This window comes from Pseudomonas sp. KU43P (genome assembly GCF_033095865.1).
GTDB lineage: Bacteria > Pseudomonadota > Gammaproteobacteria > Pseudomonadales > Pseudomonadaceae > Aquipseudomonas.
Window position 1 is genome coordinate 2,913,073 of sequence record NZ_AP019365.1, and the last position, 24,500, is coordinate 2,937,572.

Annotated in this window: 29 protein-coding genes; 13 read left to right on the forward strand and 16 right to left on the reverse strand. The window is 65.0% G+C overall.

Annotated features, from left to right (window positions below):
* Nucleotides 1-84: 84 nt before the first annotated feature.
* The 5 genes from KU43P_RS13200 to KU43P_RS13220 are packed head-to-tail and all read left to right on the forward strand — an operon-like array spanning nt 85 to nt 4,404.
* The gene (locus KU43P_RS13200) at nt 85-1,002 is read left to right on the forward strand and encodes a DUF72 domain-containing protein (RefSeq protein WP_317663645.1); all 918 of its coding nucleotides are present in this window, start codon (nt 85-87) and stop codon (nt 1,000-1,002) included.
* Entirely contained in the window at nt 999-1,784 is a 786-nt protein-coding gene (locus KU43P_RS13205; protein WP_317663646.1) for an endonuclease/exonuclease/phosphatase family protein, read from the forward strand. Before KU43P_RS13200 ends, KU43P_RS13205 begins: the two co-directional genes overlap by 4 nt.
* Entirely contained in the window at nt 1,781-2,983 is a 1,203-nt protein-coding gene (gene clsB / locus KU43P_RS13210; protein WP_317663648.1) for a cardiolipin synthase ClsB, read from the forward strand. The genes KU43P_RS13205 and clsB overlap by 4 nt, the downstream gene beginning before the upstream one ends.
* Nucleotides 2,983-3,942 carry a lysylphosphatidylglycerol synthase domain-containing protein gene (locus tag KU43P_RS13215; protein ID WP_317663650.1) on the forward strand — a complete coding sequence of 320 codons (960 nt, stop codon included), beginning with the start codon at nt 2,983-2,985 and terminating at the stop codon, nt 3,940-3,942. Before clsB ends, KU43P_RS13215 begins: the two co-directional genes overlap by 1 nt.
* Before the next feature lie 48 nt (nt 3,943-3,990).
* A complete protein-coding gene (locus KU43P_RS13220) occupies nt 3,991-4,404 on the forward strand; it encodes a hypothetical protein (protein WP_411567254.1) in 414 nt (137 codons plus the stop codon).
* A 140-nt stretch (nt 4,405-4,544) separates the two neighbouring features.
* Here KU43P_RS13220 and KU43P_RS13225 read toward each other — a convergent pair whose 3' ends face one another.
* Both KU43P_RS13225 and KU43P_RS13230 read right to left on the reverse strand, forming a co-directional pair.
* Entirely contained in the window at nt 4,545-4,739 is a 195-nt protein-coding gene (locus KU43P_RS13225; protein ID WP_317663654.1) for a metallothionein, read from the reverse strand.
* Between the two features lie 2 nt (nt 4,740-4,741).
* Nucleotides 4,742-5,203, reverse strand: a complete 462-nt coding sequence (locus tag KU43P_RS13230; protein ID WP_317663656.1) for a phosphotransferase system, HPr-related protein — start codon at nt 5,201-5,203, stop codon at nt 4,742-4,744.
* A 158-nt stretch (nt 5,204-5,361) separates the two neighbouring features.
* On the opposite strand from KU43P_RS13230, the gene ligD reads away from it, so the two are divergent.
* From ligD to KU43P_RS13255, 5 genes are read left to right on the forward strand one after another with little or no spacing between them, the layout of a single operon-like run.
* Nucleotides 5,362-7,830: a DNA ligase D gene (gene ligD, locus KU43P_RS13235; RefSeq protein ID WP_317663658.1), complete on the forward strand. Its 2,469-nt coding sequence runs from the start codon at nt 5,362-5,364 to the stop codon at nt 7,828-7,830.
* On the forward strand, nt 7,827-8,870 hold the full coding sequence (locus KU43P_RS13240; RefSeq protein ID WP_317663660.1) for an acyl-CoA dehydrogenase family protein: 1,044 nt from the start codon (nt 7,827-7,829) through the stop codon (nt 8,868-8,870). Before ligD ends, KU43P_RS13240 begins: the two co-directional genes overlap by 4 nt.
* Complete coding sequence (locus tag KU43P_RS13245) at nt 8,867-9,622, forward strand: PIG-L deacetylase family protein (RefSeq protein WP_317663662.1); 756 nt, start codon at nt 8,867-8,869, stop codon at nt 9,620-9,622. Before KU43P_RS13240 ends, KU43P_RS13245 begins: the two co-directional genes overlap by 4 nt.
* A 10-nt stretch (nt 9,623-9,632) precedes the next feature.
* Nucleotides 9,633-10,232 carry a class I SAM-dependent methyltransferase gene (locus KU43P_RS13250; RefSeq protein ID WP_317663663.1) on the forward strand — a complete coding sequence of 200 codons (600 nt, stop codon included), beginning with the start codon at nt 9,633-9,635 and terminating at the stop codon, nt 10,230-10,232.
* On the forward strand, nt 10,229-10,891 hold the full coding sequence (locus KU43P_RS13255; RefSeq protein WP_317663664.1) for a glycosyltransferase: 663 nt from the start codon (nt 10,229-10,231) through the stop codon (nt 10,889-10,891). The genes KU43P_RS13250 and KU43P_RS13255 overlap by 4 nt, the downstream gene beginning before the upstream one ends.
* Nucleotide 10,892: 1 nt before the next feature.
* Here the strand turns inward: KU43P_RS13255 and KU43P_RS13260 are convergent, their stop codons facing one another.
* The 7 genes from KU43P_RS13260 to KU43P_RS13290 all read right to left on the reverse strand — a co-directional run bounded on the left by KU43P_RS13260 (nt 10,893) and on the right by KU43P_RS13290 (nt 16,203).
* Nucleotides 10,893-11,738, reverse strand: coding sequence for a Ku protein (locus KU43P_RS13260; protein WP_317663666.1), 846 nt, complete (start codon nt 11,736-11,738; stop codon nt 10,893-10,895).
* A 10-nt stretch (nt 11,739-11,748) separates the two neighbouring features.
* A complete protein-coding gene (locus KU43P_RS13265) occupies nt 11,749-11,877 on the reverse strand; it encodes a PSPA7_2676 family Cys-rich small protein (RefSeq protein ID WP_317663668.1) in 129 nt (42 codons plus the stop codon).
* 75 nt (nt 11,878-11,952) lie between these two features.
* The gene (locus tag KU43P_RS13270; protein ID WP_317663670.1) at nt 11,953-12,543 is read right to left on the reverse strand and encodes a nucleosidase; all 591 of its coding nucleotides are present in this window, start codon (nt 12,541-12,543) and stop codon (nt 11,953-11,955) included.
* Nucleotides 12,544-12,669: 126 nt separating this feature from the next.
* On the reverse strand, nt 12,670-12,888 hold the full coding sequence (locus KU43P_RS13275) for a general stress protein (protein ID WP_028625903.1): 219 nt from the start codon (nt 12,886-12,888) through the stop codon (nt 12,670-12,672).
* A 150-nt stretch (nt 12,889-13,038) separates the two neighbouring features.
* On the reverse strand, nt 13,039-14,316 hold the full coding sequence (locus KU43P_RS13280; protein ID WP_317663672.1) for an NTP/NDP exchange transporter: 1,278 nt from the start codon (nt 14,314-14,316) through the stop codon (nt 13,039-13,041).
* Between the two features lie 4 nt (nt 14,317-14,320).
* Nucleotides 14,321-15,232, reverse strand: coding sequence for an aldo/keto reductase (locus KU43P_RS13285; RefSeq protein WP_317663673.1), 912 nt, complete (start codon nt 15,230-15,232; stop codon nt 14,321-14,323).
* Nucleotides 15,233-15,321: 89 nt separating this feature from the next.
* Nucleotides 15,322-16,203 carry a Dyp-type peroxidase gene (locus tag KU43P_RS13290; RefSeq protein WP_317663674.1) on the reverse strand — a complete coding sequence of 294 codons (882 nt, stop codon included), beginning with the start codon at nt 16,201-16,203 and terminating at the stop codon, nt 15,322-15,324.
* A gap of 229 nt (nt 16,204-16,432) precedes the next feature.
* Between KU43P_RS13290 and KU43P_RS13295 the strand changes: the two genes are divergently transcribed.
* Nucleotides 16,433-17,332 (forward strand): bile acid:sodium symporter family protein, encoded by a 900-nt coding sequence (locus KU43P_RS13295; protein WP_317663676.1) that lies wholly within the window; start codon nt 16,433-16,435, stop codon nt 17,330-17,332.
* Nucleotides 17,333-17,335: 3 nt separating this feature from the next.
* Here KU43P_RS13295 and KU43P_RS13300 read toward each other — a convergent pair whose 3' ends face one another.
* Nucleotides 17,336-17,803 carry a sterol desaturase family protein gene (locus tag KU43P_RS13300; RefSeq protein ID WP_317663678.1) on the reverse strand — a complete coding sequence of 156 codons (468 nt, stop codon included), beginning with the start codon at nt 17,801-17,803 and terminating at the stop codon, nt 17,336-17,338.
* A gap of 407 nt (nt 17,804-18,210) precedes the next feature.
* On the opposite strand from KU43P_RS13300, the gene KU43P_RS13305 reads away from it, so the two are divergent.
* A complete protein-coding gene (locus KU43P_RS13305; protein ID WP_317663680.1) occupies nt 18,211-18,924 on the forward strand; it encodes an MgtC/SapB family protein in 714 nt (237 codons plus the stop codon).
* 10 nt (nt 18,925-18,934) lie between these two features.
* Entirely contained in the window at nt 18,935-19,441 is a 507-nt protein-coding gene (locus KU43P_RS13310; protein ID WP_317663681.1) for a GNAT family N-acetyltransferase, read from the forward strand.
* Here KU43P_RS13310 and xth read toward each other — a convergent pair.
* The 6 genes from xth to KU43P_RS13340 form a co-directional block, all read right to left on the reverse strand.
* Nucleotides 19,433-20,233, reverse strand: a complete 801-nt coding sequence (xth, locus tag KU43P_RS13315; protein ID WP_317663683.1) for an exodeoxyribonuclease III — start codon at nt 20,231-20,233, stop codon at nt 19,433-19,435. The genes KU43P_RS13310 and xth overlap by 9 nt on opposite strands.
* Entirely contained in the window at nt 20,230-20,472 is a 243-nt protein-coding gene (locus KU43P_RS13320; protein ID WP_317663685.1) for a hypothetical protein, read from the reverse strand. Before KU43P_RS13320 ends, xth begins: the two co-directional genes overlap by 4 nt.
* 75 nt (nt 20,473-20,547) lie before the next feature.
* Nucleotides 20,548-21,549, reverse strand: coding sequence for a DNA-binding protein (locus KU43P_RS13325; protein ID WP_317663687.1), 1,002 nt, complete (start codon nt 21,547-21,549; stop codon nt 20,548-20,550).
* A 136-nt stretch (nt 21,550-21,685) separates the two neighbouring features.
* Nucleotides 21,686-22,990 (reverse strand): M20/M25/M40 family metallo-hydrolase, encoded by a 1,305-nt coding sequence (locus tag KU43P_RS13330; RefSeq protein ID WP_317663688.1) that lies wholly within the window; start codon nt 22,988-22,990, stop codon nt 21,686-21,688.
* A gap of 123 nt (nt 22,991-23,113) precedes the next feature.
* On the reverse strand, nt 23,114-23,782 hold the full coding sequence (gene tenA, locus KU43P_RS13335) for a thiaminase II (RefSeq protein ID WP_317657850.1): 669 nt from the start codon (nt 23,780-23,782) through the stop codon (nt 23,114-23,116).
* Entirely contained in the window at nt 23,779-24,426 is a 648-nt protein-coding gene (locus KU43P_RS13340) for a TenA family protein (RefSeq protein ID WP_317663811.1), read from the reverse strand. The genes tenA and KU43P_RS13340 overlap by 4 nt, the downstream gene beginning before the upstream one ends.
* Between the last annotated feature and the right edge of the window lie 74 nt (nt 24,427-24,500).

A 24,500-nucleotide genomic window follows, 5' to 3' on the forward strand; every position in this document is an offset into this window, starting at 1 on the left:
CTGCGCGCCACTCGTCCACCGCGCTGAACCGTCGCCTTGCGCGCTCGGTCGCACTACAAGGCGCACAGCAGCGAGGATGGCAGCGTGAGCAAGATCTGTATCGGCATATCAGGATGGCGTTATGGCCCCTGGCGCAATGACTTCTACCCCAAGGGCCTGCCCCAGCACAGCGAGCTGGCGTTCGCCTCGCGGGCGGTGAACAGCATCGAGATCAATGGCTCGTTCTACAGCCTGCAGACCCCTGAACGCTACCAACACTGGCGGGACGATACCCCCGACGGCTTCGTGTTCTCGGTCAAGGCACCGCGTTACATCACCCATGTGCGCAGGCTCAAGGAGATCGACGAGCCGCTGGCCAATTTCTTTGCCTCCGGGCCGCTGCAACTGGGCAAGAAGCTAGGGCCAATCCTCTGGCAGTTTCCACCGAACATGAGGTTCGACGAAGAACGTTTCACGCACTTCCTGCAACGCCTGCCCCAGGACCACAAGGCTGCGCGGGCCTGCGCCCGGGCGTGTGCAGAGCGTCTGCAGGGTTATGTCGGCAGCCTGCCGCGGGGTAATGCGCGATTGCGCCATGCGGTGGAAATCCGCAACGAAAGCTTCCTCTGCGAAGCGTTCATCAAGCTGCTGCGTCGACACAAGGTGGCGCTGGTGGTGGCCGACAGCGCGGGCAAGTGGCCCTATGTCGAAGACCTGACCGCCGATTTTGTCTACCTGCGCCTGCACGGTGACGTCGAACTCTACAGCAGCGGCTATACGGCGCGTGCGCTGCGCCGCTGGCAGCAGCGTATCCAGCGCTGGAGCCATGGCGGCCAGCCGGACGATGCGCACCTGGTGGTTGCCAAGGCGCCAAGACGTCGCGCTTCCCGCGATGTGTTCTGCTACTTCGACAATGACCAGAAGGTGCACGCGCCCTTCGATGCCAGACGCCTGCTGGACAAGCTTGCACTGGACGACCACTTGCTCACCGAACCTGGGGTCGAGCCGGAGGTAGCCTTGTGAACAAGACAATGCACGCCCCTGACAGCATCATCGAGCCGCTAACCACGGTCCAGCGCCTGAACGTGCTGACGATCAACGTGCACAAGGGTTTCACCCCGTTGAACCGGCGCTTCATCCTGCCGGAGCTGCGTGAAGCAGTGCGCGCCAGCGGTGCCGACCTGGTATTCCTGCAGGAGGTGCACGGCAGCCATCAGCAGCACGCCCAGCGCCACCCAGCCTGGCCGCAAACGCCGCAATACGAATTTCTTGCCGACAGCATGTGGCCGCAGTTCGCCTATGGGCGCAACGCGGTCTACCCCCACGGCGACCACGGCAATGCCCTGCTGTCGAAATTCCCCATCGCCGAGCACCGCAACCTGGACGTGTCGATCCATGGCAACGAGGAGCGCGGGCTGCTGCATTGCCGCCTGGAAGTGCCAGGCCATGAGCAGGTGCATGCGGTTTGCGTGCACCTGGGGCTGCGTGAGGCGCACCGGCAACGCCAGGTGCGGCTGCTGCTCGACCTGCTGGACAGCTTGCCGGCCTCTGCACCGGTGATCGTCGCGGGAGATTTCAACGATTGGCGACTGAAAGCCGATGCGGTGCTCTCGCAGCACCTGGTGGAAGCCTTCGGCGAGCGCTTCGGCAGCCCCGCCCGCAGCTTCCCGGCACGCCTGCCGCTGCTGCGCCTGGACCGCATCTACCTGCGCAATGCCATGCCGAGCAAAGCCCAGGTGCTGGCGAAATACCCTTGGTCGCACCTGTCCGACCATGCCCCTCTGGCCGCGGAGATCAGCTTGTGAACAGACCCTGGGTAGAAGGCAACCGCGTCGAGTTGCTGGTCAACGGCGAGGACTATTACCCCCGCGTGTTCGAAGCCATGGCTCAAGCGCGTGAAGAAATCCTGCTGGAAACCTTCATCATTTTCGACGACAAGGTCGGCCAGCAGCTCAAGCAGGTGCTGATCGATGCAGCCAGGCGCGGAGTGCGGGTGGAGCTGGCGGTCGACGGCTACGGCACGGCAGACCTGCCGGATGCCTTCATCTTGGCCATGACCGAAGCGGGGGTGCGCTTCCATGCGTTCGACCCGCAACCACGGCTGGCCGGCATGCGCACCAACCTGTTCCGTCGCCTGCACCGCAAGATCGTGGTGGTCGACGGCGAGCGTGCGTTCATTGGCGGCATCAACTACAGCGCCGATCATCTTGGTGACTACGGGCCGATGGCCAAGCAAGACTATGCGGTGGAAGTGCGTGGGCCGGTAGTGGCCCAGGTGCATGCCTCCAGCCGCCGACTGATGGCGCCGGTGCTCGATCCACCCAGCGAAGTGCGCCCCCAGGTCGCCCCCGCCGGGCCGGCCAGTGCCGTGCTGGTCGAACGTGACAACGCGCGGCGTCGTACCGACATCGAAGCGTGCTACCTGCAGGCCCTGCGCGGCGCACGTCAGCGCATCATGGTGGCGAACGCCTATTTCTTCCCCGGTTACCGCTTGCTGCGCGAACTGCGCAACGCTGCACGCCGCGGGGTGCATGTGACGCTGATCCTGCAAGGCCAACCGGACATGCGCTGGGTCCGCGCTCTGTCGCGGTTGCTGTACAACTACCTACTGCGCGACGGCGTGCACATCCACGAATACTGCCAACGCCCACTGCACGGCAAGGTGGCGCTGGTGGACGATGAATGGTCGACCGTGGGCTCGAGCAACCTCGACCCGCTGAGCCTGTCGTTCAACCTCGAAGCCAACCTGCTGATCCGCGACCGGGCCTTCAATCAGCACCTGCACCAGCACCTCAGCGCACTGGCCAGCGAACAGTGCAAGGCGGTGACCCTGGAGCGCATGGTGCGCGGTTACTGGTGGAGGGCGCCGTTGATCTTCCTGTGCTTCCACGTCATCCGCCACTTTCCGCGCATCGCCGGCTGGTTTCCGGCGCATCGCCAGCGGTTGCGCTCGCTGCAGCCTGAAGTGCAGGCCCAGGGTGACCTTCACGAGGGGAATACCTGATGGCCGACAAGCGCTGGCATACCTGGGGCAAGCGCCTGCTGACCCTGCTGTTCATCGTGCTGATTCCGGTGCTGCTTTACACCTTGGCGCGCAACCTGGACTGGAACGAGGTGCGTCAGTCGCTGGTGGCCTACAAACCAAGCACCTTGGCCATTGGCCTGGGCCTGGCGTTGTGCAGTTACCTGACCTTCGCCAGCTACGATTTGCTGGCACGCGCCTACACCGGGCATCAGCTACCGGCGCGGCAGGTGCTGCCGGTAGCCTTCGTCTGTTATGCGTTCAACCTGAACTTCACCACCTGGGTCGGGGGTGTGGCGTTGCGATATCGGTTGTATGGCCGGCTGGGGCTGGATACGGCGACCATTACTCGGATCCTGACCCTGGGCCTGCTGACCAACTGGATGGGCTACATGTTGCTGGCCGGCACGGTGTTCGCGTTACGCCTGGTCAAGCTCCCGGCGAATTGGGCGGTTGGCGCCACCGGGTTGCAGATCATCGGCTTCGTACTGTTGGCGATCGCGCTGGGTTACCTGCTGGCCTGCGCCTTTGCCACACGCCGTACCTGGCACGTGCGTGATCACGAAATCACCTTGCCCTCGCTGCGCCTGGCGCTGTGCCAGGTGGCGCTGGGGGCCAGCAACTGGGCATTGATGGCAGCGCTGATTCACTGGTTGCTGCCGGGTGACCTGTTCTACCCCTCGATTCTCGGCATCTTGCTGATCAGTTGCGTGGCCGGCGTGGTCGCGCATATACCTGCCGGGCTGGGGGTGCTTGAAGCTGTGTTCCTGGCGCTTTTGCACGGCCAATTGGGCCAGGGCAGCTTGGTGGCGGCGCTGTTGGGCTATCGCACGCTGTATTACCTGATTCCGCTGCTGCTGGCGGTGATCACCTACCTGGTATTGGAGAAACGCGCACGGACCATGCGCCAAAGCAGCAAAGCGACTTTACGCAAGACCTGAGCACGGGCCGAAACGCCCGGGAGGTGGCACATGCGTTCAATACTGGTGATGGTGCTGCTGGGCGGCCTGGTCAGCACTCAAGTACTGGCCGAAGAAGCCTGCAATGTCACAACCCGCTCCTCAAGCACGGCGGTCAAGCCCGTGGAGGGGCACACCTGCTACAGCTTCAGCAACATGCCTGCCGAGGCGATCAACTGGTCCTGCAGCAATGAAAGCAAGGAAATGCTCAGTACCGAGAAGCACAAGGTGGCGCGCTGTGCCGATGGCAGTGTCGGCAGCTGCATCGCGCCGCTGACCCAGGAGGCCCTGGCCAACCCCAAAGCCGCTGGCGGGGCCGAACCGTCGACCCGCCCGGCCTTGTCCAAGGATGCGCGAGTCATCACCTACTACTACGACACCCCGAGCCTGGGGCAGGCGCGCAGCGACTGCGAACGCAGTAATGGTATTTGGCAGACGCACTGAAAAAGCAAGCTCAGCAACCCCCCTTGTGGGAGCCGGCTTGCCGGCGATGAGGCCGGGCCTGTCACCCTTTTTTCGTCGGCTGCCAGGGCCCGTATCGCCGGCAAGCCGGCTCCCACAGGGGCAGAGGGTGTATTCGATGACTATGTGGACCTGTGGGCAAGACCTTCCTCGGGGTGCGAAGTGTCGGCGCACTTGCAGTCGCCCATGCGGCACGGCTGGCCGTCGCGGTGGCCGAAGGCGCAGGCTTCGCAGCAGTACGCCTTGCCATCGCGCACCAGGGCAGTGTCGTCCACCGTGCAGGAACAGTGGGCACAGGCACAGCGTTGCTCGTTCATGATCATTTCCTCGGGTTGTCGTCCACTACGTCATCGGTCCAGGGCTCACCGTCCAGAGGATCGGAGCGGGCCAGTTCGGCTTCGTCCAGGCCAATGCCACCGCCGATCTCGCGCTCATCGACCCTGCGCAGCATCTGATCTGCCGGGCCTTCGTCGTCGCCTGGCTCGTCGGCATCGCGTGCGCCACTTTCATCCAGCAACGTGTCCGGGCTCATGTCATCCCAGGTGACGTTGTCTTCGTGCGCGCTGTCGGTCAGCGCCTCGCCACCGGTCATGCCGCTTTCGGCCACCCGCCGCGGCGGAAACGCCTGATCCACTTCACGTGCCGGCCGCTCATCCCCTACGCGGCCTTGACGCTCATCGTTGCGGTCGTCGAAATCCAGTTCGTGGACACTGCCCATGCGGTCTTCGGTGTCGTCGATCTCCCGCGGGACATAAGGTTTGGGGTCGTCTGGTCGAGCCATGTCGGTTCTCCGTGAGTTGGGTATTTCTGCGCTCTACATGCGGTCGACTACGCCCGACCGACAATGATTCAGAGTTTTTCCGCCCGCGATATTTTGAACTCGCCCGCGCCCTGCTCCCTCCCACTTCTAGAGACCCGCGTAACGTTCAGGAGCCCGCCATGGCCAAGCCCCTGCAGGAGTACCAGCGCAAGCGCGATTTCACGGCCACGCCCGAGCCCAGCGGCAAGCGTGGCCGTGGCAAGGCTCATGCCCTGCAGTTCTGTATCCAGAAGCACGACGCCAGCCACCTGCATTACGACTTTCGCCTGGAACTCGACGGCACGCTGAAAAGCTGGGCCATTCCCAAAGGCCCGTCGCTGGACCCGAAGGTGCGGCGCCTGGCCGTGCATGTCGAAGACCACCCGCTCGACTACGCAAGCTTCGAAGGCACTATCCCCGAAGGCCATTACGGCGCCGGCGACGTGATCGTCTGGGACCGGGGCATCTGGGAGCCCGAAGGCAACGCTCGGGAAGCCTATGCAAAGGGCAAGCTGCGCTTTCGCCTGCAGGGTGAAAAGCTCAGCGGCGTTTGGAATCTGTTCCGCACCCACCTGGCGGGCAAGAAGCAGCAGTGGATGCTGGTCAAGTCCAACGACGGCGAGGCCCGCAGCGAAAAGGACTACAGCATCGTCGAGGCTCAACCCGACAGTGTGCTCAGCGACCGTACTCTCCTGCCACGGCGCCCTGCCAAGGCCGCCCAGGCACCTGCCAGGCGCAAGCGGGCCACGACAGGCAAGAAAGTAGCCTTGCCCGTCACGTTGCAACCGCAACTCGCGACCCTGGTCGACTCACCGCCCAGCGGCCACTGGCGCTACGAAGTCAAGTTCGACGGCTACCGAATACTGGCGCGCATCGAAGGCGACGATGTTCGGCTGTTCACCCGCAACGGTCATGACTGGAGCAGCAAGATGCCCCGCCAGGTCGCCGCATTGCGTGCCTTGGGCCTCGATTCGGCCTGGCTGGACGGCGAGATGGTGGTCAATGGCGAGCACGGCATCTCAGACTTCCAGGCCCTGCAGAACGCCTTCGACACCGACAACGACGAGCAGATCGTCTACTACCTGTTCGACCTGCTCTACCTCAGCGGCCAGGACCTGCGCCAGTTGCCCCTGCAGGACCGACGCGACACCCTGCGCAAACTGCTGGAAAGCCACACGGTCGAGCTGCAGTTCTCTGCCGACTTTGACCAGCCCGTCGAATCACTGCTCGACAGCGCCTGCCGGCTGCAGCTCGAAGGCCTGATCGGCAAACGCCAGGACAGCCCCTATGTGGGCAAGCGCAGCGCCGACTGGATCAAGCTCAAGTGCAAACAGCGCCAGGAGTTCGTGGTCGTCGGCTACACCGACCCCAAGGGCAGCCGCACGGCGTTTGGTGCTCTGCTGTTGGCGCTGCATGACCACGACAGCGGCGAGCTGCGCTATGCCGGCAAGGTCGGCAGTGGCTTCAGCGCCGCCACCCTGGACAGCATCCATGCACGCCTCAAGCCGCTGGAGGTGGCCAAGCCGGCTCTGGCCAACCCGCCGACTGGCGCCGAAGCCCGCGGCGTGCATTGGCTCGAACCGAAACTGTTGGCGGAAGTCGCCTACGCCCAAATGACCCGCGACGGCTCCGTTCGCCACGCGGTGTTCCACGGCCTGCGCGATGACAAACCCGCCTGCGCCATCGACCTGGAGCGCCCGATGCCTGGCAAGAACACCCCCAACGAAGCCCCCCTGGGCACCCTGCGCCTGACCCACCCGGACCGGGTGATCGACGCCACCTCCGGCATCACCAAGCGCGAAGTCGCGGAATATTACGCCGAGGTAGCGCCCTGGATCCTGCCCCAGCTCAAGCACCGCCCGGTGGCCCTGGTACGTGCGCCCGAGGGGCTGGCGGGCGAGCTGTTCTTCCAGAAGAACGCCGGCCAGCTGCACATCCCCAACGTGCTCAGCTACGAGAAAGCCGAAGCCGGCCAGGCCGCCATGGTCATCAACCGCGCAGACACCCTGCTTGGCGCCGTGCAGATGAACATGCTCGAACTGCACACCTGGAATGCCACCGACAAGGACTTCGATAAGCCCGACCGCTTCGTGCTCGATCTCGACCCCGACCCGGCGCTGCCGTGGAAGGCCATGCTCGAAGCCACCCAGCTGACCTTGACCCTGCTCGACGAACTGGGCCTGAAGGTGTTTCTCAAGACCAGCGGCGGCAAGGGCATGCACCTGATCGTGCCGCTCACCCGGCGTGACGGCTGGGATGCGGTGAAGGATTTCAGCCACGCCATCGTCAACTACCTGGCCAAGCTGTTCCCCGACCGCCTCAGCGCCGTGTCCGGGCCGAAGAACCGGGTCGGGCGCATCTTCATCGATTACCTGCGCAATGGCCAGGGCGCTACCACCGCCTGCGCCTATTCCCTGCGGGCCCGCGAGGGGTTGCCGGTGTCGGTACCGATCTGGCGCGAAGAGCTGGCCCAGCTCAAAGGCGCCAATCAATGGCACATCGGCAACCTGCGCGAGCGCCTGGCTGACCTCGACGACCCGTGGGCGGCGCTTCCCAAGACCCGCCAATCGATCACCGCACGCATGCGCAAACAGATGGGGATGGCATGAGCATCATCCAGGACTTCGACTTGAACACCCTCGACAGCCTGTTGCGCACGTTCAGCGAGCGCCCCCAGGCCCTCAACCTCGACACCAAGCTGGCCGAACTGATGCAGGCGCTGCTGGCCGACCACCTCGACCTGCTGCCGCTGCCCGGCCAGGGGCATACCCTGCAGCGCTGGCAGACTCTGGCGCGGATCGCCGGCTGCGACCTGGCCCTGGCGAAACTGTACGAAGGCCACACCGACGCCCTGGCGATCCTGGCCGAATGTGGCGCCGCGCACCTTGTTGGGGACGCCGTCTGGGGCGTCTGGGCCGCCGAGCCGCCCGATGCCCGCGCCCGCATCGTCGCCCGCGACGGCGACCAGGTGCGCTTGGCCGGGCGCAAGGCCTGGTGCTCCGGCGCCCTGCAGATCGACCGCGCATTGATCACCGCCTGGGCCGAGGATGCCCAACCACAGCTGGTGGCCATCGAGCTGGCCCATGACCGCCAGCACCTGCAGGTCGACCGTTGGCAGGCGGTGGGCATGGCCATCACCACCAGTGTCGAGATCGAATTCGACGACGCCCCCGGTATCGCGGTGGGCCAGCCGGGCCAATACCTGACGCGCCCGGGTTTCTGGCACGGTGGCGCCGGGATTGCCGCCTGCTGGTACGGCGCCGCCGAAGCCCTGGCGGACTACTTGCGCGAGCAGTGCCGCAAGCCGCGCCCCGACCCCCATGCCCAGGCGCACCTCGGCGCCGTGGATGCCGCGCTGTACGGCGCCCGGGCAGCGCTTCGCGATTGCGCCGCGTGGATCGATCGCCATCCCGGTAGCGACGCCAGCCTCGAGGTGCGCCGGGTGCGCGCCCAGGTCGAACAGTCGGTCGAGCAGGTCATCCACCATGTGGGCCGCGCCCTGGGTGCGACGCCGTTCTGCCGCAGCAGCCACTTTGCGCGGTTGAGCGCCGACTTGCCCGTGTTCCTGCGCCAGAGCCACGCCGAGCGTGACCTGGCCGCCCTTGGACAGCAGCTGGCCCAGGTGCCGGCAGGAGCCTGGCAGCTATGAACGAAAACCTGATTCAAGACAGCCACGGCACGCCTTGGGCCGACTGGCAGCAATCGGCACACCTGGCGCGGGCCGGCTGGATCACCCCCGACCAGCTCTGCCCGCCGGGTCGGCGCCTGGTCCTGCTCGCGCCGCACCCGGATGACGAGATTCTCATGGCCGGCGGCCTGCTGGCCGGCCTGCAGGGCCGCGAGCAGGACCTGTTGCTGATTTCCGCCACCGACGGTGAAGGCAGCCACCCCGACTCGCCCACCTGGACCGAACACCGCCTGCGCCGCCAGCGGCCGCTGGAAAGCCGCCATGCCCTGCAACAGCTGGATCTGGACCTCAATCAGCTGGACTGGCGGCGTTTGCACCTCAAAGACGGCGCCTTGCCGCGTGACGAAGCCTTTCTGGTCAACCACCTGAACCAGTTGCTCAGGCCCGACGACCTGCTGATGACCACCTGGCGAGGTGACGGCCATTGCGACCACGAGGCGCTCGGCCGGGCGGCAGCGCAGGCGGCCCAGGCACGCAAGGTGCAGCTGGTCGAAGTACCGGTATGGGCCTGGCACTGGGCGCAGCCGGACGACCCGCGTCTGCCATGGCCGCGGGCCCACCGTATCGCGCTGGACGAAGCCCGTCTGGCGCGCAAGCGTCAGGCCCTGGCCGCGTATCACAGCCAGCTCGAGCCCGATCAAGGCCGCCCCGCCGTGCTACCCGCACACCTGCAGGAATGCCTACTGCAGCCGTTCGAACTGGTTTTTCTGTAGGAGAAGGCTCATGAGCCTCGATGCGCACTATTTTGCCGACCTGTATGCCCGCAACGAAGACCCCTGGGCCTTTCGCACGCGCTGGTATGAGCGGCGCAAGCGCGACCTGCTCCTGGCCTGCCTGCCGCGCCAGTACTACCAGCGGGTGTTCGAGCCGGCCTGCGCCAACGGTGAGCTGAGCGCCGTATTGAGCGAACGCTGTGCCGAGCTGCTGTGCCAGGACCTCGACCCGACGGCGGTGCGGTTGGCCCACCAGCGCCTGGCCGACATGCCCAATGCCACGGTCATTCAGGGCCGGCTGCCGGCGGACTGGCCGGGCGGCCAGTTCGATCTGATCGTGCTCAGCGAACTCGGTTACTACCTGGAGCCTACCGAGTGGTTGCAGGTGATCGAGCAGTCAGTCGCCAGCCTGACCCACGACGGCGCCGTGGTGGCTTGTCACTGGCGTCATCCGATCGAAGGCTGCCCGCAGGATGGCCGAGCGGTGCACCGCTTGCTGGCCAGGCATCTGCCCCTGTATCCGGTGGTTTGCCACGAGGAGGCGGATTTTTTGCTGGAGTACTGGGCGTGCCAGCCCAGCGTGGTCGACCTGGAAGAAACCTGCCCATGATTGCCGTGGTCATCCCCGCACACAACGAGGCTCGGCGCCTGGGCCGTTGCTTGAAGGCAATGGCCGCCGCTGTGGAGCTGGCCACGCAGGCCGGCCAGCGCGTCGAGGTGCTGGTAGTGCTGGACCGCTGCACCGATGGCAGTGCCGCCGTCGCACGGCAGCATGGCGTATACACCCTGGCAGTGGAAGCCGGCTGCGTCGGCATGGCGCGCCGGCTTGGCGCGGCGCTGATGCTGGAGCGCGGTGCGCGCTGGCTGGCCTGCACCGATGCCGACAGCCAGGTGCCGCCGCACTGGTTGCTGTCACAGCTTGCCTGTACGGCCGAGGTGGTGTGCGGCACCGTGCATATCGCTCGCTGGCAGCCCTGGCAGCGCGCCGCACTGCGCAAGCGCTACCTCAGTGGCTATCAGGCATGCGAGGGGCACCGGCATATCCATGGGGCCAACCTGGGCGTTTGCGCCCAGGCTTACGAACGTGCCGGTGGCTTCCAGCCGTTGCCTGCCCATGAGGACGTGCAGTTGGTACGAGACCTGGAGGCCAGCGGCGCGCAGATCGTCTGGACGGCCCGGCATAGCGTGGCAACCAGCAGCCGTCGCGATAGCAGGGCGCGGGAGGGCTTCGGCGATTATCTCGCGAGCCTGGACGCGACGCTGCAGTAGCTCAGGAGGCCTTGCGCGGGCGCTTGGCCGGCTTTTTCTCCGCCGCCGCCTTCTTGGCGCCTTTGCCACCGAGGCTGCGTTTGAGCAGCTCGGTGAGGTCGATAATGTCGGCGCCCTTCTCTGGGGTGGCTTCGCCCTTGTCCACCACACTGACTTTGCCTTTGCTGGCCTTTTCCTCGACCAGGTCCATGATGGTCTGGCGGAACGCGTCATGGTACTCGTCCGGCGCCCAGGAGCCGCTCATGTCCTCGACCAGGCGTTTGGCCATGTCCAGCTCGCGCTTGTCGACCTTGGTATCGGTCACGCTCTTGTCCAGCTCCAGCGACTCCACCCCGCGCACCTCCTCGGGCCAGCGCAGGGTGATCATCACCAGCGCCTGGTCCAATGGGCGCAGCAGCGCCAAGTGCTGACGGGTGTGCAGCACCACCGTGGCCAGGGCCACCTTGCCGGTGCTTTCCAGGGTTTCGCGCAGCAGCGCATAGACTTTGCCGCCGCGCCGGTCGGGGCTCAGGTAGTACGGTGTGTCGAAGTGCTGCAGCGGGATTTCTCTGGCGGCGACGAAGGAGAAGATGTCGATGGTTTGCGTGGCTTCGGGCCGCGCCTTGCGGATCTCCTCTTCGCTGATCACCACATAGCGGCCCTTCTCGAACTCGACACCCTTGACCACGTTGTCTTTGTCGATGTCCTTGCCGGTGACCTTGTTGATCCGCTTGTAGCCCACCGGCTCCATGCTGCGCTTGTCGAGCCAGTCGAAATCGACCCGTTCGGTGCGCACGGCCGTGTTGAGGGAGACCGGGATATGCACCAGGCCGAAACTGATCGCGCCTTTCCAGATTGCCCTGGCCATGGCGAGCCTCCTAGGGTTGCTGGGGTTGGCTGTAGCGCATGGCGCCGCAGCGCTCGCACAGCTGGCGGTGCAAGCCGTTGAGTTCAGGGCTGGCCAGGGCACGCCAGTGGCAGCCCCGCAGCAGGCAGACGAAGCGCATCAGCCACCTCCTAGGCCCGAAATGCTCGGGCACTTACTGGAAGTGACTGCGCAGCGGCGTGAAGGTTTACTCGAATCAGCTTTCGCCGGGGAACAGCACCCGTTTGAAGGCCTCTGCTGCCAGGTGAACCTGTACCGACCAGTCGTCGGCAGCATCGCTGCCGGCATCATCGGAGATGTATTTCAAGCAGACGAAGGGGATGGCTTCGCGGTGGGCGATCAGGGCCAGCACGTAGGCTTCCATGTCGACGATGTCGTAGGGCGCCTCGCCGTGGTTGACCTCGAAGCTGTCGCCGCTGCCGCAGGTGCCCAGCGGCAGCCCGGCGAGCGCCTGGCCGTGCTCCAGCAGCGGCGCAATGTCCGACAGCGGCGTCTGGTAGCGGGCGAAGCCCAACGGGGTCACGTCCATGTCGCGCTGAATGAAGCGCGTGCAGCACACCACGTCGCCTTTGCCGTAGCGCTGGCTGCCGGCGGAGCCAAGGTTGACGATCAGCTTGGGGCGCTGCTGGTGGATGGCCTTGGTCAGTGCGATGGCGGCGTTGACCTTGCCGATGCCGGTGAACAATGTGTTGACGTCGGCGAATACGCTGCCGGCTTCGGCTTCAAGGGCGAAAACGAACAAGGTGTCGGCGAGCGAAATATGGGGGAATGGCTTGAGGAGCATCATGGAGCGGGCGATTTCCGAATGGCTTGCGAGGGCGCTGCCATTGTCGATGAACCCTGCCCGATTGCAAGTGCCCGGCCAAGCCTGGCGTTGCAGTGCCAGGTCGCCCCGGCACTGCGCTGGCCTCAATTACGAGCGGCCGCCCTTGTGGCCGGACTCGCGGTCCTTGTTCATGTCGGCGTCCTTGCGGCCCGATTCGCGGTCCTGAGCCATGCCGCCGCCCGAGGATTGTCCGCCTTTGCGGCCGGCGTCGGATGCTTTCTGCCGGTCATTGGCGAAGTTGCCTGGGTTCTTGGTGCCACCCTGGCCGCCCTGGCTGCCGGTACGGCTGTTCTCTTTGTTAGCCATGGTCTGAAACCTCATGTGACTTCGAAAGTGCACGGCAAGATGCCGTACATAGGTTCGGAGTTCGGCGATAGGGAGGGATTCGTTTTATCGCCAAGCGTTCGGACCGGTGGCGTTAAATAAACGGCCTGGGTGTATTTGGTGCGCAGGGTGTTAGTCGTGCTGGTCCAACGCCCGCTGGCGTCGGCCCAGCCAAGCGCCGGTGATGCCCCAGCCCAGGGCTAGCAGCGCGCCGATCAGCATTGCCAGTTGCGGGTGCTCGGCCAACACGTCCAGGCCGCGCTTGACCCATCCGCTCAAGGCATCGCCACCGCGGTACACCACGGTGTCGATGAAGTTCTTGGCCTTGTACTTGTCCTCGGCCGGCAACACGGTGAACAGCATCTCCCGGCCAGGCCTGACCAGGGCGTACTCACCTGCCCGACGGGCGACCATGACCACCACGAAGGCCGCGAACACCGGGGCCAGCGCCAACCACAGGAAGCCCAGCGCCATCGCCAGCGGCACGGCCACCAGCAGCACGCCGACGCCCATCCGCCTGGCCAGGCGGCCGGTGATGAATACCTGGGTGAGGATCGCCAGGCCCTGGACCACGCTGTCGATCAGGCCAAACACCTGGGTTTGCCGGGTGCGGTCGGTAAACGTCTCGCTGACGATGCGCGCCTGCTCGAAGTACAGGAAGGTGCTGACGCTGGCCAGCAGCACCACGAACAGGGCGATGCCCAGCAGGTACTTGGAGCGCAGGACCGCTGTCGCCCCGGCGAACGGGTTGCCGCCCAGTGGCCGTGACGCAGGCTGCGTGCTGTGGGCCGGCAATGGATGACGGTCGCGCCAGTGCTGCAGGTAGCCCGCTGCGACCATGCTGCCCAGCAGAAACAGCCCCGCCAGCATCACCAGGCCGGCATGCCCCAGCGGCGCGACCAGCACAGCGCCGAGTATCGGCCCGCTTAGCCCGCCGAGGCTCGCACCTGCGGCCAGCAGGCCGAACAGGCGCTTGCCCTGCTCGTTGCTGAACAGGTCGGTGAGCACACTCCAGGCCAGCGAGATGGTCAACAGGTTGAACACCGATAGCCAGATGTAGAAGGCGCGGGCCTGCCACACGTCGTCCGGGCTGAGGGCAAACAACGCGGCGAACAGCAACAGGTTGCTGACGAAGAAGCCGTAGGTCCAGGGCAGGATATGTCGGCGCTGAACCTTCGAAGCCAGCCAGCCGAACAGCGGCAGGCACGCCAGGGTGGCGATGAAGGTGCCAGTGAACAGCCACTGCAGGTTGTCCACGCCACCGGCCACGCCCATGGTTTCGCGCACTGGGCGCAGCATGAAGTAGCCGGTTAACAGCAGGTAGAAGAGCGTCAGGCCGGCGACCACGGCCCGGCCCTCGCCGGGTTGGATGTTCAGCCCCTGGTCGAGCCGCCTGCCCCAGTTGGCCATGGCTTCAGGCGAATTGCTGGATCAGCGCCTGTTGCTGCGCCTGGCTGAGCAAAGGTTCATGCCCCGCCTTCAGTTGGTCGAGCTGGCGTTCGGGGCGGCCGGTGGCGGGAATCACCGTGGTCACCGCCGGGTGGCTGATGGCGAATTTCAGGAACAGCTGTGCCCAGCTGCCGATACCGGCTTGCGCGGCCCAGGCTGGCAGCGCCTGGCCCTTGACCTTGGCGAACAGGCGTCCGTCATCGAATGCCCGGTTGATCAGCACCGCAATGCCCTTGTCCTGACACAGCGGCAGCAGTTCGCGGGCCGCTTGCGGGGCATTGACCGAATAATTGATCTGGATGAAGTCCAGCGGCTCGCGCCGCACGATGCTGGCGACCTCATCGTGGCCACTGTTCAGGTAATGGGTGATACCGACGTAGCGGGTCTTGCCCTGCTGCTTGAGCTCACGGGCGTAAGGCAATTGCGTCTGCCAATCGCGCAGGTTGTGGATCTGCAGCAGGTCGACCTTGTCGGTGCGCAGGCTCTTGAGGCTGCCCGCCCATTGCGCCTGGGCATCGGCCCGGCTGTCGGCGGCAATCTTGGTGGCGATGAAGCATTGCCGGTGCCAACCGCCCTCCTCCAGCAGCTGACCAAGCACGCTGTCGGCGCCGCCATAGTTGGGTGAGGTGTCGATGACCTTGCCGCCACCGTCGAAAAACGCCTTGAGCACTACCTTGAGCTGCTGGTATTCGGCCGAATCGGGGGCTACCTCGAAACTGCCGGAGGTGCCGGCGCCGATCACCGGCAAGGCCTCGCCGGAGGACGGGACCTTGCGCGTCAGCAACCCTGGGGAAGCGGCGGCCTGCAGCCAGGGGCTGGTGGCGGCCAGCAAGCCCAAGGCCGCACTGGCACGTAGGACATCGCGACGACCATACATAGCGAAGCTCCCGTTTTGAGTCGGAAACTATCAAGGCTAGCCGCTGCGGCCCCCCAGGGTCGGTGATTCTGTATCGGGATGTTTAGGGATCAGCCTTGGAGCAACAGGCGCAGGTCCAGGCCGGCGTCTGTCATCGGCGGGCACCAGTAGTAACCCCCGGTCAGCGGGCGGCTGAAGCGGTAAAGGCCATCGATGATGCCGTCTTCCAGGCCGCTCATGCGCCGCAACTGCACTTCGAAAGCTTCCAGGCTGTGGCCCAGGGCGACGAACGCAAGGCCCGCTCCGCGGCTGTCGGCCCAGGCCACCGAGCGGCGTACCATGAATGCCTCGGGCGCAAAGCTTTCCTGGGCGGTGCGCTTGACGTGGGCCGACGCTGGGGCGTCATCGAGCTCTTCGTTGTCACTCAGGCGACGGCCAATGATGTTGTCCTGGTCGGCCTGTGGCAGCGACTTGAAGTACGACAGGTCGTGCTTCCACAGCTGGAAGGCGGCGAAACTCGAACCTGCCAGGCCTGGCTGCTCGCCGGCAACGATGGCGGCCTCGACGGCGTCTTCGTCAACCGGGTTTTCAGTGCCGTCCTCGTAGCCGGTCAGGTCGTGGCCGCCGCGGTGCAGGAAGCCGTCAACGCTGTCGGCCAGGCGCAATGCCGGGGCCAGCACTTGTTCCAAGGCCTGGGCCTGCAGCAGCAGGTCGCCACGCTCCTCGCCACGCAGCCACAGCCACAGGGCGTGCTGGGTGCTGGGGTTCTCCACCGCTGCATCCAGCTGCGGGAACGCGCGCAGGCCAGGCACTTCGCGGCCCATGGCCTTCACCAGCGGCGCGCCGATGCCAACGATCAGGCGCTGGCCATCCACCTGCGGCAGCAGTGCATCCAGCGCCGCAGGCAGCGCTTCGGGCGACTGCAAAGTGAAGAACAGGTGGCGGGCATGGGGCGGCACCGGGGTGGCAAGCAGACCTTGCTGGAACGGCATGACAGGCTAATCCTTTCGCTAAAAGCGCGAATGCTACTGCGCGAGCCGCGCTACCGCAACGCAGCCAATGCCGCAGGGGGCGTGGCGGTGCGCTTGGCTTGCGGCGTAGGGCGAAATGCGGAAGCGCCACCATTTAGCAACAATAAGTTACCAAGTGCTGATGCCGGGCGATTAGCTATCGCCAACGCCCGACCTAGACTCTTCGGATCCTTTATCCGAGTGCCTGCCCATGACCGCCTCGCCGCTGCTCACCACCTTCCTGCCCCTCGCCCTGGGCATCATCATGCTGGGTTTGGGCCTGTCGCTGACCTTGGCCGACTTCGCCCGGGTGGTGAAGTACCCCAAGCCAGTGGTGGTCGGCCTGGCGTGCCAGATCCTGCTGCTGCCATTCCTGTGTTTCCTGATCGCCAACGGCTTTGGCCTGGAGTCGGCGCTAGCGGTCGGCCTGATGCTGCTGGCGGCCTCGCCGGGCGGCACTACCGCGAACCTGTTCAGCCACCTGGCCCACGGCGATGTGGCGCTGAACATCACCCTGACCGCGGTGAACTCGCTGATCGCGATTCTGACCATGCCGTTGCTGGTGAACCTGTCGCTGAGCTGGTTCATGGCTTCGGACCAGGCGATTCCGTTGCAATTCGCCAAGGTCATGCAGGTGTTCGCCATCGTGCTGCTGCCGGTGGCGTTGGGCATGCTGATTCGCCACTTGACGCCCGCGTTTGCCGCGCGCATGGAAAAACCGATGAAGGCGGTGGCCGCGTTGTTCCTGGCGTTCACCATCGCCCTGGCACTGGCCAAGGACTGGCAGACGGTGGTGGAGTATGCCCCTGTCGTCGGCCTGGCCGCGCTGCTGTTCAACCTGGCCAGCCTGTCGGTGGGTTACTGGGTGCCGCGCTTGCTGAGCATCCCCAAGCGCCAGGCGATTGCCATCGGCATGGAGATCGGCATTCACAATGGCACGTTGGCGATTGCCCTGGCCTTGAGCCCGTCACTGCTGAACAATGCCACCATGGCGGTGCCGGCGGCGCTGTACAGCCTGATCATGTTCTTCACCGCCGCCGCGTTCGGCTGGTGGGTCAGCCGTGGCCACGCTGCCGCTCAGGGGCAAGCCAAGGGCGAAACGGTGAACTGACGCTCAGCCGCGGCTGCGCCGGGCCTGCAACTGGCGCTTGAGCACCTTCAGGGGCGGTGCGTAGAAAAAACCGAATGACACACTGCCGGTGCGCCCCTTGATCGCGTGATGCAACCGATGGGCGCGGTGCAGGCGCTTGAGGTAGCGGTTCACCGGCCGTGGCGGGCGCGGCCAGTGGCGATGGAAGAAACCGTCGTGCGCCAGCACGTACAACACCCCGTAGCCTGCCACACCGGCACCGACCCACTGCAGCGGTGCATGGCCGGCCTTGCCCAGCGCCACGAGTGCGGCTGCAATCAGGCCCAGCGCCACCAGGTACAAGTCGTTGGTTTCGAGCATGCCCAGGTGCGGTTCGTGATGCGATCGGTGCAGCCACCAGCCCCAACCATGCATGATGTACTTGTGCGCCAGCGTGCCGACACCTTCCATGGCCACCAGGGTGCCGATGAGCACGAGGAAATTGAACAGCATGTAACGGTCCGGGTGATGGCGAAGAGTGGCGCAAGGTTACCGATTGCCGGCCTTTTTTTCCATGCAAGCGTGACCGGCTGCAGGGCATTTGCCGATGAAGCCATTGTCATGTTTTTACCCTTGACCCCTCCTGCTGCCGGGCGTATGGTCCGCGTCGCAATTTTGCATCCCTGAACAGGAGCCCTGCATTGGACAGTAGCCCCAGTCGCTTGCGACAGGCCCACTCGGCGAGCTAGTCCGGCAGTGTCCTGCCACTGTCTCGCTTTCGGCCAGACGGTGGAATCCATCCCAGCCCCCTTGCGGCTGCGTTCCTCCTCTTTCCTTCGTGGTCCTGCGCATTTCTGGTTTTTCAACCGCGCCCTTGATGTGGCGTTCGAGCGGGCGTTTGCCTGCGCAAGAGGTTTGCTATGGATTGGAAAGTCTTTCTGCTGCGTGTCAGCATTGCCCTGCTGCTCGGTGCCCTGATCGGTGCCGAGCGTCAGCTGCGCCAACGCCTCACCGGCCTTCGCACCAACGCGCTGGTCAGTACCGGCGCCTGCCTGTTCGTGCTGATGACCCAGGCCGTGCCGGGCATGGCCCCTACCGACGCCTCACGCATCGCGGCCTATGTGGTGTCGGGTATCGGCTTTCTGGGTGGTGGCGTGATCATGCGTGATGGTTTCAACGTACGCGGTTTGAACACCGCCGCCACCCTGTGGTGCACCGCCGCGATCGGTGTGTTGTGCAGCCTCGGCCTGCTGCTGGAGGCCACGCTGGGTAGCCTGGTGGTGCTGTGCGCGAATATCCTGCTGCGCGATATCGCCCAGCGCCTGGATCGCCAGGAGGTTTTGCCGGCCAGCGAGGTCGAACAACGCTTCGAAGTGCGCATCGTCTGCCGCGCCGAAGATGAAATCCAGGTGCGCAGCCTGATGCTGCACAGCCTGGGCGACCCCGAGCTGCGCCTGCAGTCGCTGCACAGCGAAGACCTGCCCAACCCGGCGCGCCTGGAAGTGCGTGCCGAGCTGCTGGGCAACCCGCAGGCGCCGGCGCAACTCGAGCGCCTGGTCAGCCGGGTAAGCCTGGAAAAAGGCGTAAGTTCGGTGCGCTGGCAGCTGCAGCCACTGGAAATGACCACGGATTGAGGAACCCGCAATGCTTGTACGCCCTGCCCGCCATGAGGATGTACCGCAACTGATGGCTATCGAACGCTCAGCCGCACGGGCGTTCGCCCAGCGGCCTGAACGGGCCTGGCTGGCCCAGGGCGAAGTGCTGGCTGTGGACGCCCACCGAATGTTCATCGAAACAGCGTGTAGCTGGGTGGCGGAAAACGCCCAGGGCGAGTTGCTGGGCTTTATCTGTGCCCGCCTGGAGGGCCGGGCGCTGCATATCGAGGAGTTGTCTGTGCGCCTGGAGGCCCAGGGGCAAGGTGTGGGGCGACGGCTGCTGGATGAGGCTGTCGCCGTTGCTCGGCGCAGATGCCTGCAGCAACTGACCTTGACCACCTTTGCCGATGTGCCCTGGAATGCGCCTTTCTATGCGCGCTACGGGTTCGAACTGATGGCCTCTGAGCAGCTGAGCCCAAGGTTGAGCGCAGTGCTGGCCAGCGAGCGCGCACATGGCCTGGAGGGACGATGCGCCATGCGCCTGGTGCTAGCGTGATTTCTGCTTGCGTGTGGCCAGTTCGATCCAGGCCGGCGCATGGTCGCTGGCTTTCGCCTCGTTGCGGACCCACGCATCCACCCCGGCGGCCTTCAGATAGGGCGCCAGTTGCGGATTGAGCAGCAGATGGTCGATGCGTAGCCCGGCATTGCGAGCCCAGTGATTGCGGAAGTAATCCCAGAATGTATAGACACGCTCATCGGGATACAGGTGGCGGATGGCGTCGATCCAGCCCTGATCGAGCAAGGTTTGAAAGGCCTGGCGTGATTCAGGTTGCAGCAGTGCATCCTTGAGCCACGAACGGGGGTTGTAGATATCGAAGTCGGTCGGCACCACATTGAAATCCCCCGCCAGCAGAGTCGGGTGCCCGTTGCCGTGGAGTTCGCGGGCGTGGGCGATCAGGCATTCGAACCAACGCAGCTTGTAGTCGAATTTGGGGCCGGGTTGCGGGTTGCCGTTGGGCAGGTAGAGGCAGCCGACCAGCACGCCGTGGGCGGCGGCTTCCAGGTAGCGGCTCTGGCTGTCGTCCTCCAGGCCCGGCAGACCCCGACGTACTTCCAGGGGCTGGGTGTCGCGGGCCAGGATGGCGACCCCGTTCCACGACGGTTGCCCATGGTGCAGGCAGCCATAGCCAGCGGCTTCGATCGCCTCCCGGGGGAATTGCTCGTCGGCTGCCTTCAGTTCCTGCAGGCAGGCGATGTCGGGTTTTTCTCGTTCTAGCCACGCCAACAGCGCCGGCAGTCGGCTGCGGATGCCATTGATGTTGAAGGTGGCGATGCGCAGGGCTTTCATGCGTCGGGGTCGTCCACGTGGGCTTGCACGGCATCTTCCAGCGCACGGCCATGGGCCTGATCGGCCATGGCCTTCAGTGCCAGCCAATCATCCCAGTCGATGGCACCGTCGTCGCGCAAGGCTTCGGCGGTGCGCACCAGGTCATGGTGGTAGGCATCCGGGGACTCACGCCGGTAACTGGCGTCATCGTATTGGGCATACCAGGCTTCCAGCTCGGGAATACTGCGTTCGATGCTCATGGCCCTGCTCCTCGCGGCAACCTTTGAAGGTGTGAGCGCTGTGGCGGCGCATCGTTCAACGGCGCTGCGCCGCGCTTACTGCCTGGTATTGGCCGCCTGACCTTCGGCGAGCTGTAGCCGACAGGCCTTGAGCGCTTCGTCGCGTTTGAGCAATTCATCCTGCAGGTATTGCAACTGCCGCCCCTGTTCTGCGCAGAGACCGCGTTTGCTTTCCAGGCTCTGCTCCTGCGTCTGCAGCTGACGGCGCATTTCTTCGCTGGCGCCCTGGGCCTGGGCCAGAATCGTACGCAAGCCCTGGATCTGCGCATCACGCTGCTCCAGCAACTGGTCCTGCACCTGGCGCTCGCTGCTGGCCTGGCGGTGCTCGCCGAGCAGGCGCTCGTTGTCGCGGTGCAGGCGGGTCAGTTCGTCCTGCTTGACGATCATGCCCTGCTGCACCTGACGCAGTTCGACCTGCAACTGCTGCACCTGGGTTTCGTGACGTCGTTGATCCTGCTCGCGTTGTTCGCGGCTGGCTGTGCGGTAGTGCTCCAGGGCATCGCGGGCGTGGCGGTGCTTCTCTTCCAGCGAGCGTACCTGTTCATCCTTGTCGGCCAGGCGCACCTGCAGCTCGCCCAATGCCTGGTTGAGGCTGGCGCTGCGCAGCTGCTCGGCCTGCAACGTACTGTGGGTGGCAGCCAGCCGTTCCGACTCGGCCTTCAAGGCCTGGGCCTGGATCTGTTGCTGCTGGTGAGCTGCTGCCAACGCCTGCTGAGCCAGTTGCAACTGCGCCTCGAGCTGTTCGCGCTGTTGCTCGAACGCCGCTTCGGCTTGCTCGATGCGCGCGTCGCCCTCCTCTTGCAACTGCGCTGCCAATTGCGCCACCAGTTTGCTCAACGGCTCGCTGAGCGCGGCAACACCCTGCAGCGCAGCAGGTTTGAGCACCTCCAGCTCCTTGAGGTAGCGATGGATGGTGGTCTTCGAACCCGTATTACCCAATTGGATACGTACCGCATCGATGCTTGGGTGTTCGCCACGGGCGATCAGCACCTGCCGCGCCTGTTGCACTACCGCCTTGTTGATACCGCCCCGGGCCATGCCTGCTCCTACGATTTCGTACCATGTTACGTATCATGTAAATACAGGCATATTTTGTTCTTTGCCAGTTGGTTTATCAACGTATTTCTAAGGTGGAATAATCACGGCTTATCGCATGTGATCACCTGCCAAAGACTCATCTGTCCAGAAAGCGGCTGATGAAAATGGCCAGGCGCCCTGTCGCGATGGGCAGCGCCGCCAGCTCAAGCGTTTCTTGTGGGCTGTGCGCGCCGGTACCCCAGGGCCCCAGGCCGTCGAGGCTGGCCTCGACAAGGTCGGCGATGTAGGAGATATCTGCTCCACCCCGCTCCAGGGCGGGCACTGCCGTCAGCGAACCTGTACCCATTGCCTCGCTGACCTCGCTGAAGGCTGCAAGCAATTGACGATTGCCGGCGGTTTCGGGCATGGCGGGCATGATGTCGTGGAACTCCACCTGGCTCGTGGTACCCGGCAGAGGCGCAGCGGCAATGTCGCGCAGTGTTTGCTCTGCGCTGCGCTGCTGGCCGCGGCTCAGGAAACGCAGGTCACCGTAAATCTGGGCCTGGCCGGCGATGATGTTTTTCGGCCCCTGCGCACTGCCCGTGCTGTGTCGTGTATCCAATTGGGCGCTGCGGCCTCCCACCATGATCCCTGGGTTGACGGTCAACCCTGGCGACCGGGCGAACGTGGTGCGCAAGACCTCCAGTACCCGGGCGCTTTCGTAGATGGCGCCAAAGCCGGCTTGAGCGCCGAATACGCCCGAGGAATGGCGCACCTGACCACGGCTGCTCAGTTGCCAGGCGCTTATACCTCTGCGCCCCGTCACCAGCTGACTGGGGCTGGTCGCGAATTCCAGCCCCAGCGCAATGTCGCTTTGCAGGGCGGCATCGCGCAGCGCCTGGCGTGAGATCGAGCTCGGTTGCGCCGCTTGTTCTTCATCACCCACCAGCACCACGGTAATGGCGGCATGCTGCAGCCGGCCGGCGTGTTCGAGGGCCTTGAGCGCGTACAGCAATGTGGTCAGGCCACCTTTGTTGTCGAGCACTCCGGGGCCTGTAGCCGTGCGTCGATCAGCCGAAGACTGGTACGCCTGGAAATCGCTGTCGGGAGGAAACACGGTGTCGAGGTGGGCAATCAGCAGCACGCGCCGATGCGCCTTGCCAAAGGTGGCCACCAGGCTGCCGGCGTGGGCCATGGATGGGGGCAGGTCAACCCAGCGGGTATCGAACCCCAGCTGCTCAAGGTGCGGCCGGAGCGTGTCGCCGACCTGCTCGACACCGCGACGGTTGCCGGTGCCGCTGTTGATGTTTACCAGCTGTTCCAGCATCGCCACCTGGCTGTCGCGGTGCTGCTCGATGTAATGCAGCATCTGCTGCTCGACCTGAGTCAGCGGCGCTGCCGTGACCTGGGTCAGGAAGGCACTGGACAGCGCCAATGCCAGCAATGATGCCTTGGCCTTCATACGTACTCCGGGGTCTGTTGGATGACCCCGAGTCTGGCGCGATACTGCAGAGCGGCCCAGCGCACCAGACGTATTCAGCTATAGGGAAACTGCCTGCAATCTTGTACGAGCGGCGCCTTGGCCTCAGGCCTCGAGCGCGTCCAGGCCCATCTGCCAGAAGTCCGCTTCCAGCCGCGAAGCTTGGCCAAAGATGCCGGCCAGGTCGACGAAACGCTGCTCGGTCATGCTGCGCGCCGCCAGTTCATCGAGGTGCTTGCGCGCCGCAGCTGCAACGCCCTGGTAGGCGTCGCCTGCATATTCGCCAATCCATTCACGGTACGGATGGTTGCTCAGGTCGCCAATCTGCCCAGACAGGGCACGGCCGATTTCCGCGTAGCCGATCACGCAGGGTGCCAGTGCCACGTGAAGTTCGAGCAGATCGCCCGCCGCGCCGCAGTCCAGTACGTAACGGGTATAGGCCACGGTGGCCTGGTGTTCCGGCGCCGCCTCGATGTCGGCCTGCGTCAGACCCCAGCGCGCGCACAGCCGCAGGTGCAGTTCGGTCTCATCAAGGATGGCCGCCAGGCCAGCCTGAGCGGCGCGAATGTCGGCAGGCAGGCGGCTCTTGTAGGCGGCCAATGCCCAGGCGCGGGCGAACTGGATGAGAAACAGGTAGTCCTGCACCAGGTACTGACGGAACGCTGCCTCGGGCAAGGTGCCCTCGCCCATCTGGCGAACGAAGTCGTGGTCCACGTAGCTGGCCCACTGCGGCGCGGCTGCCGATTTCAGGCGTGCGAAGATGTCCATGCTCATGCTTGCTCCTCATAGATGGCATCGAAGAAGGCCAGTTCCAAAGCCACGCTACGGGCGTAGAAATCGCTGCTCAGTTCAGGCTCCTGTGGCCCGACCCGGTCCAGCTCGGTTTGCAGGAAAGCGACGAAATCGGCAAACGCGGGGTTGTCGTGCAGGGTGATCCACTCGGCGTGGACGAAGTTCGCCGGCAGTGGCTTGGGTGCCTCGAGCGCCCAGTCCAGGTAAAGGCCCTCGGCGACGTTGAGTACCGCCAGGGCGGCCGCGTAGGAACGGCTGGCGGCAGCTTCGCGCATGATCGCCTTGAAACCGGCGGTAGGCAGTGTGTCCGCAGGCTCGGCGCGCTGCGCTGGGCTCACGTCCAGGGCCTCGAAGGCGCGCAGGAAGTACGTGTTCTCGTCGCTGCAGATCATGCCGGCGAAGCGGCCCAGGCGCAGGCGCGCCTCGAAGGTGTCGGCCGTGGCGATGGCCGCGCCGAGCAGGGTCACGAAGCTGTCGATGAAGCGATGGTCCTGGATCAGGTAGCGGACCATGATCGGGTCCGCCACGCTGCCGTCGCAAAGCTCGGTGACGAAGCGGTGGCCGACGGCGGCCGACCAGGTCGGTTGGTTCTGGCGACGCAGGGTTTCGCTGAAGCGTTCGGTCAAGGTGCTGCCCTCCATAAGGGTGACAGCGAGGCCGTTCGAGTTGGTCATGAAGCGGCCTCGCAGTGAGGCCGGCA